Here is a 15,756-nt window from a genome sequence, read left to right on the forward strand (position 1 = left end):
AGGTGCGCTCGGGGCCCCCTTTCGCGTACGGTTGACGGCTGCCCGATGCACGTCAGAAGGGGGCCTCGGTGGCCGCGCAGGATGCCGCTGTCGATTCGTTGCGGGACCGGGAAACCGGTGTCGAACAAGAACATCTGGACCGGGTCTACCACCGTCTCGAAGAGAAGATCGACGAGGCGGAATTTCTCATGCGGGACGCCAGCAAACGGGGCCAGGTCGGAACTCCCGGGGCACTCGCCGAACGGGACGCGCAGGTCTTCCGAGCCGGAGTCCATCTCAATCGGCTGAACAGCGAGTTCGAGGACTTCCTGTTCGGGCGCATCGATCTGCTCCGCGGCAAGGACGGCGAGCGCGGTCCGGACGGCGCTTTCACCTCCGTGGAGGCGGCCGACGACGCCGTGCGTGAGGACAGCACCGCCGAGATCGCGGAGACCCTCCACATCGGCCGCATCGGAGTCCTGGACTCCGACTACGCGCCGCTGGTCATCGACTGGCGGGCGCCGGCCGCCGCGCCGTTCTACCGGTCGACGCCCAAGGAGCCCGGCCGGGTCGTCCGCCGCCGGGTCATCCGCTCCAAGGGCCGCAGGGTCCTCGGCGTGGAGGACGACCTCATGCGCCCCGAGCTGACCGCGTACCTGGGGGGCGACAAGCTGCCCGTGGTCGGCGACGGTGCCCTGATGGCCGCACTGGGCCAGGCCCGCAGCCACACGATGCGGGACATCGTCTCGTCGATCCAGGCCGAGCAGGACATGGTCATCCGCGCCCCCGCCGCGTCCGTCACCGAGGTGTCCGGCGGACCCGGCACCGGCAAGACGGCCGTGGCCCTGCACCGCGCCGCCTATCTGCTCTACCAGGACAGGCGGCGGTACTCGGGCGGCATCCTCGTCGTCTCGCCCACCCCGCTGCTGGTCGCCTACACCGAAGGGGTGCTGCCCTCGCTCGGCGAGGAGGGGCAGGTCGCGATCCGCGCCGTCGGGTCACTGTCGGACGAGGCTGCGGGTGTCGAGGGCGCGACCACGTACGACGAACCGCCCGTCGCCCGCATCAAGGGCTCCTCCCGGATGCTCCACGTGCTGCGCAAGGCGGCCCGCGGGGCGCTGGAGCAGCCCGCACCCCGCGCCGCCGCACGGGAGGGGCAGCTGGAGTTCGGGGAGACCGCCCCCGAGGAGGCGGGAACCCCCACCCGGCTGCGGGTGGTGGCCTTCGGTGCCCGGGTGGAGCTCGACGCCGAGGAGCTCCGGCGCATCCGGCACAACGTCCTCGGTGGCACCGCCCCGGTCAACCTGCTGCGCCCGCGCGCCCGCAAACTGCTCCTGGACGCCCTGTGGAGCAAGTCGTCGGGCCGGGGCCGCTACAACGATCCCGAGATGGCCGCGGAGCTGCGGTCCACGTTCGACGACGACGTGTCGACCGAGACGCCGTTCCTCGTGTTCCTGAACGCCTGGTGGCCGGAACTCACCCCCCGCCGGGTCCTGGCCGCGATGGCCGACGAGCGGCGGCTGAGCAGGTGGGCGCGCCGGATCCTCAACCAGGGCGAGGTGCGCCGTCTCGCCCGCTCGCTGAAGCGGCTGGACGGGGACGGCAAGGGTCCGCTCTCCGTCCACGACGTGGCGCTCCTGGACGAGCTGCAGACGCTGCTGGGCACCCCGGCCCGTCCCAGGCGCAAGCGCGAGCTCGACCCGCTGGACCATCTCACGGGGCTGGAGGAACTGATGCCCCAGCGCGAGGAGACGCAGCGCGAGCGTGCCGAGCGGCTGGCGGCGGAACGTACGGAGTACGCCCACGTCATCGTCGACGAGGCGCAGGACCTGACGCCGATGCAGTGGCGGATGGTCGGCCGCCGGGGCCGGCACGCCACGTGGACGATCGTCGGTGACGCGGCCCAGTCGTCCTGGTCGGATCCGGACGAGGCGTCCGCGGCCCGCGACGAGGCGCTCGGCAGACGGCCGCGGCGCCAGTTCACGCTCACCGTGAACTACCGCAACCCCGCGGAGATCGCCGAACTCGCGGCGAAGGTGCTGGCACTGGCCATGCCGGGGATGGAGTCCCCGGCCGCCGTCCGGTCGACGGGTGTCGAACCGCGTTTCGAGACGGTGCGGGACGGCGACCTCGCCTCGACCGTCCGCGAGGAGGCGCGCAGGCTGCTCGCAGCGGTGGACGGCACCGTGGGCGTGGTCGTGGCCATGAACCGCCGGGCCGAGGCCCGTGCCTGGCTGGAGGAGCTCGGCGAGCGGGTGGTCGCGCTCGGCAGCCTGGAGGCCAAGGGTCTGGAGTACGACGCCACGGTGGTCGTCTCGCCGGCGGAGATCGCCGACGAGTCCCCGGCCGGGCTGAGGGTGCTCTACGTCGCCCTCACCCGTGCGACGCAGCAGCTGACCGTGGTCTCCGGGGAGCGCGACATGCCCGACGAGGACGGTGTGCCGGACCTGCTGAGGGACTGAGGCGGCCGCGCGCGGAGCGTCTTTCCGAGTCAACCCGCCGTACGGGAATCACTTTTCCGGGGTCTTTGTTAGCCTGGAGTCGACACCGGCTCGATCCAAGCCCCCGGGCCCAACCTTCGTCGCTACGAGCGACCACTTGCCGCGAGGCGAGCATGGCGGGCCGGTGTCGTTCTACTGCTGGAAGACAGACCCGCGTCACCTGTTCGGTGGCGCGGGTCTGTTCGCGTTCACGGCAGCGATTCCCGGCCGACCGGGGTTACGTGCGGAGATCACTTCTCGTATGGCGGAAAAAAACTTCCGAAAAGTGGCAGTCATTACCGGCTACCAGCCGGTAGGTGCGACCATCGGAACGCACGTACGGGGCCCGGCCCCGAACACGTGCGGCAGCGAAGCTCAGAAAAGCGAAGGACTCGGCCATGGCAACGGCGCCCAGCGTCTCGTACTCGATGACGGTCAGGCTGGAGGTGCCCGCGAGCGGCACCGCGGTCTCCCACCTCACCTCTGCCGTGGAGTCCGCCGGTGGCTCGGTCACCGGCCTCGACGTGACCGCCTCCGGCCACGAGAAGCTGCGGATCGACGTCACCATCGCAGCCTCCTCCACCTCGCACGCGGACGAGATCGTGGAGGGTCTGCGCGGCATCGAGGGCGTCATCCTCGGCAAGGTCTCCGACCGTACGTTCCTGATGCACCTCGGCGGCAAGATCGAGATGGCGTCCAAGCACCCCATCCGCAACCGTGACGACCTCTCGATGATCTACACCCCCGGTGTGGCGCGGGTCTGCATGGCGATCGCCGAGAACCCCGAGGACGCCCGCCGTCTGACCATCAAGAGGAACTCCGTCGCCGTGGTCACCGACGGCTCCGCGGTGCTCGGTCTCGGCAACATCGGCCCCATGGCGGCGCTGCCCGTGATGGAGGGCAAGGCCGCCCTCTTCAAGCGCTTCGCCGGCATCGACGCCTGGCCGATCTGCCTGGACACCCAGGACACCGACGAGATCGTCGCCATCGTCAAGGCGATCGCCCCCGGGTTCGCCGGGATCAACCTGGAGGACATCTCCGCCCCTCGCTGCTTCGAGATCGAGGCACGGCTGCGCGAGGCCCTCGACATCCCCGTCTTCCACGACGACCAGCACGGCACGGCGATCGTCGTGCTGGCCGCGCTGACCAACGCGCTTCGCGTGGTGGGCAAGGCGATCGGCGACGTACGGGTCGTCATGTCCGGTGCGGGCGCCGCCGGCACGGCCATCCTCAAGCTGCTCATCGCCGCGGGCGTCAAGCACACCGTCGTCGCCGACATCCACGGTGTGGTGCACGCGGACCGTGAGGACCTGGTGGACGCCACCCCGGACTCGCCGCTGCGCTGGATCGCCGACAACACCAACCCCGAGGGCGTCACCGGCACGCTCAAGGAGGCCGTGGTCGGCTCGGACGTGTTCATCGGCGTCTCGGCTCCCAACGTGCTGGACGGCACCGACGTCGCGGCGATGGCCGACGGCGCGATCGTGTTCGCGCTCGCGAACCCGGACCCCGAGGTGGACCCGGCGATCGCGCGTGAGACGGCGGCGGTCGTCGCGACGGGACGCTCCGACTTCCCGAACCAGATCAACAACGTGCTGGTCTTCCCGGGTGTGTTCCGCGGTCTGCTGGACGCCCAGTCCCGCACCGTCGACACGGCGATGATGCTCGCCGCCGCGCGCGCCCTCGCCGACGTCGTGGCCGAGGACGAGGTCAACGCGAACTACATCATCCCGTCCGTCTTCAACGACAAGGTCGCGGGCGCCGTCGCCGGCGCCGTCCGGGACGCCGCCAAGGCGTCCGGAGCCGCGGCGGCCACGACCGACCCCGCGTAGGGCCGTCGGGCCGGACGGCCTGTCACACGCCGTCCGCAGGGGCCGGGCACGGCTCCTGCGGACGGTGCCGTACCTCACGTCCGGGCCCCCGTACGGCGCGTCGCGGGTCGCGGCGTCCCAAACGCCCCTTTAGGGTGGGCGGGCAGCGAGCCCCACAGGCCCTGCCACCGCTGCGGACCGCTCCAACAAGTCGACGGAACGTCATCACAGGCAATCGGTGGTGCTTTTCGTGTGACGTCGAGGGGTTTCGGATTGGCGTTAGCGCCGCAGGTGGGGGCAGGATGCGTATTCGGGCGCGAGGGTCTGACATCAGACCCGGGTCCGGGGACTGTCAGAGGGCCCTGGCAGCATCGGCTTCGATCTCACGCCTCACAGGCAAGAAGAACACGGGAGTACAAACATGAACCGCAGTGAGCTGGTGGCCGCCCTGGCCGACCGTGCCGAGGTGACCCGCAAGGACGCCGACGCCGTTCTGGCCGCGCTCGCCGAGACCGTCGGCGAGATCGTCGCCAAGGGCGACGAGAAGGTCACCATCCCCGGCTTCCTGACCTTCGAGCGCACCCACCGTGCCGCTCGCACCGCTCGTAACCCGCAGACCGGCGACCCGATCAACATCCCGGCCGGCTACAGCGTGAAGGTCTCCGCGGGCTCCAAGCTCAAGGAAGCCGCCAAGGGCAAGTAAGGCCCCAAGGCATCAAGAAGGGCGGCCGTCCTGACCGGGACGGCCGTCCTTCGGCATACCCGGACGGCGTCTCCTGGGCGCCAGGCGGAGCGCACACCGTCCCTGCGGGCCCTGTGAGGCCTCCTGCGGCGCCCCGGCGGCCCCGGATGGCCCCCGGGAGGGGTAATGGGCCCGTCCGGCCCTGCGGGGCGCCCTGCGGCGTCCGGTCGACGCGGCGCTTCGTGCGACGCGGGACGGGACAGCCGCCCGGGGTGCGCCGCGTTCGCCGGTGCCCGCGCGGGGCACGGGCGGGTGTACGCAGAAGTCCGCCGCCCCGGTCCCTCACGGGGGCCGGGGCGGCGGACTGTGGTGCGCAGGTGCGCAATGCTGTGTGCGGCAGCACTGTGCGCGCGCCGGAGCGCGCCCGCAACGGTGTCAGACGAGTGAGCCGCCCGGCAGTTCGACCTTGGCGCCGAGCTTCTCCAGCTTGTCCATGAAGTTCTCGTAGCCGCGGTTGATCAGGTCGATGCCGTGCACCCGGGACGTGCCCTGGGCCGCCAGCGCGGCGATCAGGTACGAGAAGCCGCCGCGCAGGTCGGGGATGACCAGATCCGCGCCCTGGAGCTTCGTGGGGCCGGACACGACCGCCGAATGGAGGAAGTTCCGCTGCCCGAAGCGGCAGTCGGAGCCTCCGAGGCACTCGCGGTAGAGCTGGATGTGCGCACCCATCTGGTTGAGCGCCGAGGTGAAGCCGAGCCGGGACTCGTACACCGTCTCGTGGACGATGGACAGGCCGGCGGCCTGTGTCAGGGCGACCACGAGCGGCTGCTGCCAGTCGGTCTGGAAGCCCGGGTGCACGTCGGTCTCCAGCGCGATGGCGTTCAGCGCGCCGCCCGGGTGCCAGAAGCGGATGCCCTCGTCGTCGATCTCGAAGGCGCCGCCGACCCGGCGGAAGGTGTTGAGGAACGTCATCATCGAGCGCTGCTGGGCACCGCGCACGTAGATGTTGCCCTCGGTCGCCAGGGCGGCGGACGCCCAGGACGCCGCCTCCAGACGGTCCGGGATCGCCCGGTGGGTGTACCCGTCGAGCCTGTCGACACCCGTGATCCGGATGGTCCGGTCGGTGTCCAGGGAGATGATCGCGCCCATCTTCTGCAGGACGCAGATGAGGTCCTCGATCTCCGGTTCGACCGCCGCGTTGGACAGCTCGGTGACGCCTTCGGCGAGTACGGCGGTCAGCAGCACCTGTTCGGTGGACCCCACCGACGGGTACGGCAGCCGGATCTTCGTACCGCGAAGCCGCTGGGGGGCTTCGAGGTACTGGCCGTCGGCCCGCTTCTCGATGATCGCGCCGAACTGGCGGAGCACCTCGAAGTGGAAGTCGATCGGCCGGCCGCCGATGTCGCAGCCGCCGAGACCCGGGATGAAGGCGTGACCCAGCCGGTGCAGCAGGGGGCCGCAGAAGAGGATCGGGATGCGCGACGAGCCCGCGTGCGCGTCGATGTCGGCGACGTTCGCGCTCTCGACGTGCGACGGGTCGAGGATGAGTTCGCCCGGTTCGTCGCCTGGTTTGACGGTCACGCCGTGCAGCTGCAACAGCCCTCGGACCACCCGCACGTCGCGGATGTCGGGCACGTTGCGCAGCCGGCTGGGCCCGCTGCCGAGCAGCGCGGCGACCATTGCCTTCGGCACCAGGTTCTTGGCGCCTCGGACGCGGATCTCGCCCTCCAGCGGGGTGCCGCCGTGGACAAGCAGGACATCGTCTGTGCCGGTCATGTATCTCGCGTTCCGGAGTGGTCGGGCAGGGGGCCAACAAAAGGGTAATGGCCGCAGACCCCCCTTCAGTAAGGCCCCGGGGGGCTTCGACGCGTCATGAATCCGCCACAACACGTTCTGCTCGCCGCCGCTTGCGCAGGGTTACCGTCCTGCGGCCGTGGCCGTACACCCCCCGATCGTGCGCTCCCCGTGTGCCCGTGCGGCGCCCGTGCGCCCTGAGCTGCGGACGGGCGGCCGCCGCCGACGGGAGTGCCACGCGGCGCCCGCGGAGGGCGAAGATGCGGGATCATCTGTGCCATGACGGAGGTGTCCTCGCTCACAGGCCGGCTGCTCGTGGCGGCTCCCGCCCTGGCGGACCCGAATTTCGACCGCGCGGTGGTGCTGCTCCTGGATCACGACGAGGAGGGTTCACTCGGAGTGGTCCTCAACCGGCCGACCCCGGTCGGCGTCGGCGACATCCTCGCGTCCTGGGCCGGCCTGGCTGGTGAGCCGGACGTGGTCTTCCAGGGGGGCCCGGTCTCGCTCGACTCCGCGCTGGGTGTCGCGGTGATTCCCGGGGACGAGGGTCCTCTGGGCTGGCGGCGGGTGCACGGGGCCATCGGCCTGGTGGACCTGGAGGCGCCCCCGGAACTGCTCGCGGCGGCGCTCGGCTCCCTGCGGATCTTCGCCGGGTACGCGGGCTGGGGGCCCGGCCAGCTGGAGCGGGAGCTGAAGGACGGCGCCTGGTACGTGGTCGAGTCGGAGCCCGGCGACGTCTCCTCGCCACGCCCGGAGAACCTCTGGCGGGCGGTTCTCCGCCGCCAGCGCAGCGAGCTGGCGATGATCGCGACGTATCCGGACGACCCTTCGCTCAACTGATGCCCGGAGCTTTCAGTACGCTTGGCAGTTATGAGCACTCTTGAGCCCGAGCGCGGGGCAGGTACGGGGACCCTCGTGGAGCCGACACCTCAGGTGTCGAACGGCGACGGCGACCACGAGCGCTACGCGCATTACGTCCAGAAGGACAAGATCATGGCGAGCGCCCTGGAGGGCACTCCCGTGGTGGCGCTGTGCGGCAAGGTCTGGGTCCCGGGGCGCGACCCCAAGAAGTACCCGGTCTGTCCCATGTGCAAGGAGATCTACGAGTCCATGGGCGCCGGTGGAGACAAGGACAAGGGCGGCAAGGACAACAGCGGCAAGAAGTAGTCCGCGCCTTTTTCCAGCCTTTTTCCGGACTTCCACCAGGCTGCCTTCCGGATCTCTCTCCGACCCCCTCCGGACTTCCCGGCCCCCGGACCCGGACATGGCCCCCGGGGCACGCGTCGCCGCGTGTCCCGGGGGCCATTCGCATGCCAGCGCGTTGCGCGGGCCGCACCGGGTGGTCACAGAGTGGTTGAGACCACTTGTCGGCGTACCGGCACGCCCTTAGTCTCCTGCCAGTTGTGCAGAACGAAACGTGCGTTGCATGGAGTGCAACGCTTGACCGGCAGGGGTCCCGGATGAAGCTTTCTGCCCGAATCGCCGCTCCGGCCGCGGCTCTTGTACTGGCGGGCGTCACCGCCACCGCCTGCGCGCCGCAGACCTCAGACACCGGCGCCGGTGGGGACGAGAAGACCGGGACCCTGCGCGTCTGGCTCTTCCAAGAGGTCGGCAACAAGCCCAAGGAGAAGGTCGTCGACGCCGCGGTGGCCGCCTTCGAGTGAAGGCCGTCCCGGACGCTCTGGAGGAGGCAGCCTGCATCGACGGGGCGAGCCGCGCCCGCTTCCTGTGGCAGATCCTCTTCCCGCTCGTCTTCCACGGCCTCGTCGCGACGAGCGTCTTCTCCTTCATCGGAGTCCTTTCGTGGATACCCCGGCCTTCAGGCCGGGGAGGAAACGAAACCCCTGCGGAGCAGGGCAACGGCGGGGTTTCGCCGCCAGGCGAAAGGCCGTGCTCCGACCAGCAGGTTCGATCTTCACGCAAGCTGCTGCTAGTTTGTGAGCCATGGCCACCAGTCACGTGAAGCGGGCGTTCAAGTACCGCTTCTATCCGACGGATGCGCAGGCGGCGGAGCTGTCGCGCACCTTCGGATGTGTGCGGAAGGTCTACAACCTGGCGCTCGCCGCACGCACGCAGGCGTGGACGCGTCAGGAGCGCGTCAACTACAACCAGACGTCGGCGATGCTCACCGCGTGGAAGAAGACCGACGAACTGGCGTACCTGAACGATGTGTCGTCGGTGCCGTTGCAGCAGTGCCTGCGGCACCTGCAAGCCGGCTTCGCGAACTTCTTCGCCAAGCGGGCCGAATATCCGCGTTTCAAGTCCCGGAAGAAGTCCCGCCGGTCGGCGGAGTACACCACCAGCGGCTTCCGTTTCCAGGGCGGCCGTCTCACTCTCGCGAAGATGAAGGACCCGCTGGACATCGTGTGGTCGCGGCCCCTGCCCGAGGGTGCTTCGCCGTCCACGGTGACGGTGTCGCAGGATCCGGCGGGGCGCTGGTTCGTGTCGGTGCTCGTCGAAGACCCCTCGGTGAAGGCGTCGCCCACCGTGGACGCGGCGGTCGGTATCGACGTGGGCCTCACCGCCCTGATGACCCTGTCGACCGGGGAGAAGGTTTCGAACCCGAGGCATGAGCGTCGCGACCGGGCCCGTCTGGCGAAAGCGCAGCGGAACCTGTCCCGGAAGGCGAAGGGCTCCAGCAATCGGGCGAAGGCCCGGCTGAAGGTTGCCAAGGTGTACGCCCGGATCGCTGACCGGCGTCGTGATCACCTGCACAAGCTGACCACCCGACTCGTGTGTGAGAACCAAACGCTCGTGATCGAGGACCTGACCGTCCGCAACATGGTCAGAAACCGTTCGCTGGCCCGCGCCATCAGTGACGCGGCATGGGCCGAGTTCCGCACCATGCTGGAGTACAAGGCCGGGTGGTACGGGCGGGACGTGGTGGTCGTTGACCGCTTCTTCCCCTCGTCGAAGCTGTGCTCGAACTGCGGCACCATCGCATCGAAGATGCCCCTGCACGTGCGAACGTGGACGTGCGGCTGCGGCACGGTCCATGACAGGGACGTGAACGCGGCGAAGAACCTTCTGGCGGCCGGGCTGGCCGTGACAGTCTGTGGAGCTGGTGTAAGACCTCAACGGAGTTCTCCGGGCGGGCAGTCGGCGACGAAGCAGAAAACCCCACGGCGCGAGCCGTAGGAATCCCCTCCCTCAGGGAGGGGAGGATGTCAACATCAGCGACACCTCCCAGTCGACGCTGCTCATGGCGCTGCTGGTCTTCTTCAAACCCGACGAGAACGACTGGGGAGGGATCATGGCCGCCTCCACGGTGATGACCATTCCCGTGCTGGTCTTCTTCGTCCTCGTACAGCGACGCCTCTTCTCCGGACTCGGCGGAGCGGTGAAGGACTGACGTGACTCCTCCCCCGGATGAATCCGGGGGCTTCTCGCTATGCCGGTTGGGCGTCGCGACGGACCAGCCCGGCCCGTAGAACGTTCAGGGCGCCCACCGTGTCCGCGTGTGCGTGGTGGCCGCAGGACTGGCAGTGGAACTTCTCCTGTGTGGGCCGGTTCTCCGCCGAGACGTGCCCGCACCGGGGGCAGGTGCGGGAAGTGTTGCGGGGGTCCACGGCGATCACTTCCCGTCCGGCGCTTTCAGCCTTGGCGTGCAGGATCGTCGGGAACACCCCCCATCCGGCATCGTGGATCGACTTGTTCAGCCCGGCCTTGCTCGCGGACCCGTTGGGCAGAAAGCTGCCGGGCCGTTCGGGGTCCGGCTTCGGTGCCGGCGCCTTGGCCATGTTGCGAATCCTGAGGTTCTCGTGCGCGATGAAGTCGTGCCGGCGTACGAGGTCGAGCGCGGTCTTGTGCGCGTGGTCCAGGCGCTGGCGGCGGACCTTGCGATGCAGGTCCGCAACCGTCTCAACCGCCCGCTGGTGGTTCTTCGTGCGCTTGTCCCGGCGGACTCGCGGGAACCGGGCGAGGGCCTGCTGTGCGGCTTCGAGCTTCGCGCCGGCCCTCCGCCCGTGGCGCGGGCTGGGAACGAACTCGCCGTCGGAGTCGGCGAGGAAGTTGGCTATCCCGAGGTCGATACCGACCACGCTGCCGGTCGCCGGCAGCGGGTCCGGTGCGGCCTGCTCGACGGTCGCTTGGAGTATGTCACCGCGTCGGGAACCAAACCCCGATATTCGCAACGGTCGCCACGTCACATACAACCTCCATGCCCATTTGGTGTTCGTCACCAAGTACCGGCGAGGCGTCTTCGATGACGTCATGCTCAAGCGGTGCGAGGAGATCATGCGCGAGGTGTGCAGCAGCTTTGACGTGGAGCTGCGCGAGTTCAACGGCGAGACCGACCACGTCCACCTGCTGGTGCACTACCCACCGAAGGTCGCTCTGTCCAAGCTGATCAACAGCTTGAAGGGTGTCAGCTCGCGCTATCTGCGCACCGAGTACACCAGCCGGATAAACCGGATCGGGATGGGCTCGGTGTTCTGGTCCCGCTCCTACTTCGCCGGATCATGTGGCGGAGCACCACTGACTGTGATCCGCCAGTACATCGAGAGCCAGAAACGTCCCACCTGACCGTCACCCCGGAGCCGCAGAGAACTCCGCCGCTGCGCGGCTCGGGGACAAGGATGCGTTTCCCTCCTCGGCAGAAGCCGGGGATACCACGCAAGATCAGGGATGGACAACCTGATTCCGGCGCCGGTGCGCACCGGCGGCGACGACAGCGGCGCATTCGTACTCGACGGTGCCACGACACTGACCGCGGGGCCCGGCACCGAGGGCACGGAGCGATGGCTGCGCAGCACCCTCGGGGGCGCCCTCGGTCTTCCCCTCGCCCCCGCACCGACGGGTGTCGCGAGCAGCACGAACACCGTCGAACTGCAGGTGGATCCCGCACTGGAGCCCGAGGGGTACCGGCTCGGCGTGGACCCCGTCCGGGGTGTGCGGATCAGCGGTGGCAGCGCCGCCGGGGTCTTCTGGGGGGCGCAGACCCTGCGCCAGCTCCTCGGCCCCGAGGCGTTCAGGCGGGCCCCGGTGGGTCCCGGCTCGGGAAGGCGCGTTCCCCTCACCGAGATCCAGGACCGTCCGCGCTTCGGATGGCGCGGTCTGATGCTCGACGTGGCACGGCACTTCATGCCCAAGGACGGCGTGCTGCGCATGCTCGACCTGCTGGCCGCGCACAAACTCAACGTCTTCCATTTCCACCTCACCGACGACCAGGGCTGGCGGATCGAGATCAAGCGCCATCCCCGGCTCACGGAGGCCGGCGCGTGGCGGGCACGCACCAAATACGGTCACCGCGCCTCCGAACTGTGGGACGAGACACCGCACGGTGGTTACTACACCCAGGACGACATCCGGGAAATCGTCGCGTACGCCGCCGAGCGGCATATCCGCGTGGTGCCCGAAATCGACATCCCGGGGCACTCGCAGGCAGCCATCAGCGCGTATCCGGAACTCGGCAACACCGATGTCGTCGACACGTCCGCCCTTTCCGTGTGGGACACCTGGGGCATCAACCCGAACGTACTCGCCCCCACCGACAACACCCTGCGCTTCTTCGAGGGCGTCTTCGAGGAACTGCTCGGCCTGTTCCCGGCGGAGACCTCGCCGTTCATCCATATCGGCGGCGACGAATGCCTCAAGGACCAGTGGAAGGCATCACCGGCCGCTCAGGCCCGCATGGCCGAACTCGGCCTGGCCGACGAGGACGAACTGCAGTCCTGGTTCATCCGCCACTTCGACCGCTGGCTGACCGGCAGGGGCCGCCGCCTCATCGGCTGGGACGAGATCCTCGAGGGTGGCCTCCCTGAAGGCGCCGCGGTGTCGTCGTGGCGCGGCTACGCGGGCGGCGTCGCCGCCGCTGAAGCCGGCCACGACGTCGTGATGTGCCCGGAGCAGCAGGTCTATCTGGACCACCGTCAGGACGGCGGCGCCGACGAGCCGATGCCCATCGGTTTCGTGCGCACCCTGGAGGACGTCTACCGCTTCGAGCCGGTCCCCCCGGGCCTCTCCGACGAGGCGGCCGGGCACATCCTCGGCACCCAGGCCAACGTCTGGACCGAGGTCATGCAGAACCAGGCCCGTGTCGACTACCAGGTCTTCCCGCGGCTCGCGGCCTTCGCCGAGGTCGCCTGGTCGCCGCTCCCGGCCCCGGGGGAACGCGACTTCGCCGACTTCGACCGGCGCATGCGCACCCACTACGCCCGGCTCGACGCCATGGGCGTCGACTACCGGCCGCCCGCCGGCCCCCTGCCGTGGCAACGCCGGCCCGGTGTCCTGGGTCGCCCGATCGAAGGACCGCCCCCGACCAGGTGACCGCTGTCCCGCCCTCCGGTCAGGGGAACTGTATAAGGCGTACGAACTTGCTGAAGAGAAGCAATTCGTGTACTGGGCAGAACACCTGTCAAAGGTGATTTTTCGCCTGGTCGGAGACGGAAACGCCCTTCGCGGACCCTCGCGTCGGGCCGCCCGGAAGATGTGCCAGAGTTGCCACGTCCCGGCCGTGAGCACGTACCGTACGGCGGACAGGCGGGACTGCCGGGACACCGGGAAGGGGCAGCTGGGTTGACCACGCACGCACCGCAGGCGATGCGGTCGGTAACGCTGCCGGCCTCGCTCGACGAGGCCGTGGCGGCTCTCGGCGCCATGCCCGCCGCCGTCCCCGTGGCCGGCGGCACGGACCTCATGTCCGCCGTCAACAAGGGGCAGCTGAGGCCCTCGGGACTCGTCGGCCTCGGCCGGATCAGCGAGCTGCGCGGCTGGCACTACCAGGACGGCCACGCCCTCCTCGGGGCCGGCCTCACCCACGCACGCATGGGGCGGCCCGACTTCGCCGCCCTCATCCCCGCACTGGCGGCCTCGGCGCGCGCCGCGGGACCGCCCCAGATCCGTAACGCCGGAACACTCGGCGGCAACATCGCCACCGCGGCCCCGACCGGCGACGCGCTGCCGGTCCTGGCGGCCCTGGAGGCCGAGCTGGTCATCGCGGGCCCCGAGGGCGCCCGCCGGGAGATCCCCGTCTCGCACCTGCTGGCGGGTCGCGAGATGCTCGAACCCGCCGAGCTGATCGGCTTCGTCCGCGTACCACTGCTGCACGCCCCCCAGGTGTTCCTCAAGGCGACCGGCCGCACCGGCCCCGGCCGCGCCACAGCATCCGTCGCGATCGTCCTGGACCCGGCCCGGCGCGGCGTGCGCTGCGCGGTCGGCGCGATCGCGCCGATGCCGCTGCGGCCCCTGGAGGCCGAGCGCTGGATCGCCTCCCTGGTCGACTGGGACGGCGAACGGGGCCTGGCCCCCGACGCGCTGGCCGCCTTCGGCGAGTACGTGGCCGCGGCCTGCATCCCCGACCAGGAACCACCGGAAGACGGCGGCGAGGCACCGCCGCTGTCACCCGCCGTCCTGCACCTGCGGCGCACGGTCGCCGCGCTCGCCCGACGCGCGCTGGGGAGGGCACTGTCGTGAGCAATGAGGAAAACCCCGGGCAGCGGCACGTGCAGCCCGACCCCTACGCCGGCTGGGAGCCGACCCCGCAGGGCGGTGAGTACGACGCGGAGGCCACCGCCTTCGTCCACCTGCCCCCGGAGGACTTCGCGGACCTCGGAGGCGACCCGCTGGCCGCTCCCGGGCACAGCTACGTGCCGCCCATGATCCTTCCGCTGACCCCGGCCGCCGGGCTCGACCCCGCGGTCACGGGCAGTTGGGTCCTGCAGACGCAGGGCCAGCAGGAGCGGGCCGCCGAGCACGCCGGTCCGGAGGCCGCGCCGGACGCGGTGCGGTGGCCCGACCCGAACCAGCAGCAGGAGCAGTACCAGCAGCCGTACCCGGACACGTCCCAGTACGCGCAGACGTCGTCCACGACGGCCCACTGGAACTTCAACGAGGCCGCACACCCCGCCGAACCCGAACCCGAGCCGTCCCCCGAGCCTGCCGGGCACACCGGGCAGTGGACGGTCCCGGTCGCCGGCGGCGACATTCCGGAGGAGTCCGGCGAGTTCGCGGCCTCGGCGATGGCCCAGTGGTACGCGGACAGTCCCCCCGTCACCCTTCCCGGCGGCGCTCGCGCGCCGTGGGCGACGCAGGAACCGGTGGTGCCCGAGCCGTCGGAGCCCGCCACCGTGGCCGAGGAGGGCCCTGGGGCGCCGCAGGAGGCCGCTGAGACGCCGCAGGAAGCCGCAGAGACAGGGCAGACCCCCGAGGGCGCCGAGGGCGCCCATCCGGCCCCGGACGCACCCTCGGAGGCCCCGGAGACCCCCGGTGAGCCGGAGGAGGTCGCGGACACCGCCGGGACCCCGGAGACCCCGGAGACGGAAGACGCCCCGGACACCGAGGCCGAACGCGTCCCCGAACCCGAACATGCCCTTGAGCACGCCCTCGAGGACCCCCTCGTGCCGGCCGACGAGCCGGCGGCCGCCGCCATGGACGCACCGAGCGAGCACGCCTCCGCCTCGTACGTCCTCCACGTGAACGGAGCCGACCGCCCCGTCGCCGACGCCTGGATCGGGGAGTCGCTGCTCTACGTCCTGCGGGAGCGCCTCGGCCTCGCCGGCGCCAAGGACGGCTGCTCGCAGGGCGAGTGCGGTGCCTGCAACGTCCAGGTCGACGGCCGCCTCGTCGCCTCGTGCCTGGTGCCCGCCGCCACTACCGCCGGCAGCGAGGTCCGCACCGTCGAAGGGCTCGCGGTGGACGGCGAACCGTCCGACGTCCAGCGTGCCCTGGCCAAGTGCGGGGCCGTCCAGTGCGGCTTCTGCATCCCGGGCATGGCCATGACCGTCCACGACCTCCTTGAGGGCAACCACGCCCCCAGCGAGCTGGAGACGCGGCAGGCCCTGTGCGGCAACCTCTGCCGTTGCTCCGGCTACCGCGGTGTGCTCGACGCCGTACGCGAGGTCGTCGCGGGCCGCGAGGCGGTTTCGGAGCCGGCGACGGGCACGCTGGATGACCTCGAACCGCGCATCCCGCACCAGGCCGCCCCCGGTGAGGGCGGCGTCCAGCACGAGGGAGACGTCCGGTGAACTCCGCGCCGTCCCCCGCACGACCGCTCACCTCCACCACCAGCCGC

11 protein-coding genes and 4 pseudogenes are annotated in these 15,756 nt (G+C 70.4%); 13 read left to right on the forward strand and 2 right to left on the reverse strand.

Features of this window, described 5'->3' with window-relative positions; translation table 11 throughout:
• The first annotated feature begins 68 nt into the window (after positions 1-68).
• The 3 genes from ACFU5K_RS03290 to ACFU5K_RS03300 all read left to right on the forward strand — a co-directional run bounded on the left by ACFU5K_RS03290 (position 69) and on the right by ACFU5K_RS03300 (position 4,973).
• Positions 69-2,441, forward strand: coding sequence for a HelD family protein (locus ACFU5K_RS03290; RefSeq protein WP_384056116.1), 2,373 nt, complete (start codon positions 69-71; stop codon positions 2,439-2,441).
• A 416-nt stretch (positions 2,442-2,857) separates the two neighbouring features.
• Positions 2,858-4,291: an NAD-dependent malic enzyme gene (locus tag ACFU5K_RS03295; RefSeq protein WP_384056119.1), complete on the forward strand. Its 1,434-nt coding sequence runs from the start codon at positions 2,858-2,860 to the stop codon at positions 4,289-4,291.
• 400 nt (positions 4,292-4,691) lie between these two features.
• Entirely contained in the window at positions 4,692-4,973 is a 282-nt protein-coding gene (locus ACFU5K_RS03300; RefSeq protein WP_003968811.1) for an HU family DNA-binding protein, read from the forward strand.
• Positions 4,974-5,387: 414 nt separating this feature from the next.
• Here ACFU5K_RS03300 and murA read toward each other — a convergent pair whose 3' ends face one another.
• Positions 5,388-6,728 carry a UDP-N-acetylglucosamine 1-carboxyvinyltransferase gene (gene murA, locus ACFU5K_RS03305; RefSeq protein ID WP_384056122.1) on the reverse strand — a complete coding sequence of 447 codons (1,341 nt, stop codon included), beginning with the start codon at positions 6,726-6,728 and terminating at the stop codon, positions 5,388-5,390.
• Between the two features lie 297 nt (positions 6,729-7,025).
• Between murA and ACFU5K_RS03310 the strand changes: the two genes are divergently transcribed.
• From ACFU5K_RS03310 to ACFU5K_RS03335, 6 genes and pseudogenes are all read left to right on the forward strand, one after another.
• Positions 7,026-7,586: a YqgE/AlgH family protein gene (locus tag ACFU5K_RS03310; RefSeq protein WP_384056125.1), complete on the forward strand. Its 561-nt coding sequence runs from the start codon at positions 7,026-7,028 to the stop codon at positions 7,584-7,586.
• Between the two features lie 30 nt (positions 7,587-7,616).
• Positions 7,617-7,913, forward strand: coding sequence for a DUF3039 domain-containing protein (locus tag ACFU5K_RS03315; protein WP_384056128.1), 297 nt, complete (start codon positions 7,617-7,619; stop codon positions 7,911-7,913).
• 293 nt (positions 7,914-8,206) lie between these two features.
• Positions 8,207-8,407, forward strand: a pseudogene (locus tag ACFU5K_RS03320) (ABC transporter substrate-binding protein); the annotation flags it as partial.
• Positions 8,407-8,538: pseudogene (locus ACFU5K_RS03325) on the forward strand (ABC transporter permease subunit); the annotation flags it as partial. The pseudogenes ACFU5K_RS03320 and ACFU5K_RS03325, both read left to right, overlap by 1 nt.
• A gap of 152 nt (positions 8,539-8,690) precedes the next feature.
• Complete coding sequence (locus ACFU5K_RS03330; protein WP_384056131.1) at positions 8,691-9,884, forward strand: RNA-guided endonuclease InsQ/TnpB family protein; 1,194 nt, start codon at positions 8,691-8,693, stop codon at positions 9,882-9,884.
• Positions 9,885-9,918: 34 nt separating this feature from the next.
• Positions 9,919-10,098, forward strand: a pseudogene (locus ACFU5K_RS03335) (carbohydrate ABC transporter permease); the annotation flags it as partial.
• Positions 10,099-10,135: 37 nt separating this feature from the next.
• On the opposite strand, the pseudogene ACFU5K_RS03340 reads toward ACFU5K_RS03335, so the two are convergent.
• Positions 10,136-10,831, reverse strand: a pseudogene (locus ACFU5K_RS03340) (RNA-guided endonuclease InsQ/TnpB family protein); the annotation flags it as partial.
• Positions 10,832-10,841: 10 nt separating this feature from the next.
• On the opposite strand from ACFU5K_RS03340, the gene tnpA reads away from it, so the two are divergent.
• From tnpA to ACFU5K_RS03360, 4 genes are all read left to right on the forward strand, one after another.
• Positions 10,842-11,270 (forward strand): IS200/IS605 family transposase, encoded by a 429-nt coding sequence (tnpA, locus tag ACFU5K_RS03345; RefSeq protein ID WP_384056133.1) that lies wholly within the window; start codon positions 10,842-10,844, stop codon positions 11,268-11,270.
• A gap of 102 nt (positions 11,271-11,372) precedes the next feature.
• The gene (locus ACFU5K_RS03350; RefSeq protein WP_384056135.1) at positions 11,373-13,013 is read left to right on the forward strand and encodes a beta-N-acetylhexosaminidase; all 1,641 of its coding nucleotides are present in this window, start codon (positions 11,373-11,375) and stop codon (positions 13,011-13,013) included.
• A gap of 249 nt (positions 13,014-13,262) precedes the next feature.
• On the forward strand, positions 13,263-14,159 hold the full coding sequence (locus tag ACFU5K_RS03355) for an FAD binding domain-containing protein (RefSeq protein ID WP_384056138.1): 897 nt from the start codon (positions 13,263-13,265) through the stop codon (positions 14,157-14,159).
• Positions 14,156-15,709 (forward strand): 2Fe-2S iron-sulfur cluster-binding protein, encoded by a 1,554-nt coding sequence (locus ACFU5K_RS03360; protein WP_384056140.1) that lies wholly within the window; start codon positions 14,156-14,158, stop codon positions 15,707-15,709. The genes ACFU5K_RS03355 and ACFU5K_RS03360 overlap by 4 nt, the downstream gene beginning before the upstream one ends.
• Positions 15,710-15,756 lie beyond the last annotated feature (47 nt).

It is taken from the genome of Streptomyces sp. NPDC057428 (assembly GCF_042803195.1).
Taxonomy (GTDB): Bacteria; Actinomycetota; Actinomycetes; order Streptomycetales; family Streptomycetaceae; genus Streptomyces.

Excerpts from the sequence above, each read along its gene's own strand:
- ACFU5K_RS03295 (WP_384056119.1), top strand. The coding sequence starts at position 2,858 with ATGGCAACGGCGCCCAGCGTCTCGTACTCGATGACGGTCAGGCTGGAG.
- ACFU5K_RS03300 (WP_003968811.1), top strand. The coding sequence starts at position 4,692 with ATGAACCGCAGTGAGCTGGTGGCCGCCCTGGCCGACCGTGCCGAGGTG.
- murA (WP_384056122.1), bottom strand. The coding sequence starts at position 6,728 with ATGACCGGCACAGACGATGTCCTGCTTGTCCACGGCGGCACCCCGCTG.
- ACFU5K_RS03310 (WP_384056125.1), top strand. The coding sequence starts at position 7,026 with ATGACGGAGGTGTCCTCGCTCACAGGCCGGCTGCTCGTGGCGGCTCCC.
- ACFU5K_RS03315 (WP_384056128.1), top strand. The coding sequence starts at position 7,617 with ATGAGCACTCTTGAGCCCGAGCGCGGGGCAGGTACGGGGACCCTCGTG.
- ACFU5K_RS03330 (WP_384056131.1), top strand. The coding sequence starts at position 8,691 with ATGGCCACCAGTCACGTGAAGCGGGCGTTCAAGTACCGCTTCTATCCG.
- tnpA (WP_384056133.1), top strand. The coding sequence starts at position 10,842 with ATGTCACCGCGTCGGGAACCAAACCCCGATATTCGCAACGGTCGCCAC.
- ACFU5K_RS03350 (WP_384056135.1), top strand. The coding sequence starts at position 11,373 with ATGGACAACCTGATTCCGGCGCCGGTGCGCACCGGCGGCGACGACAGC.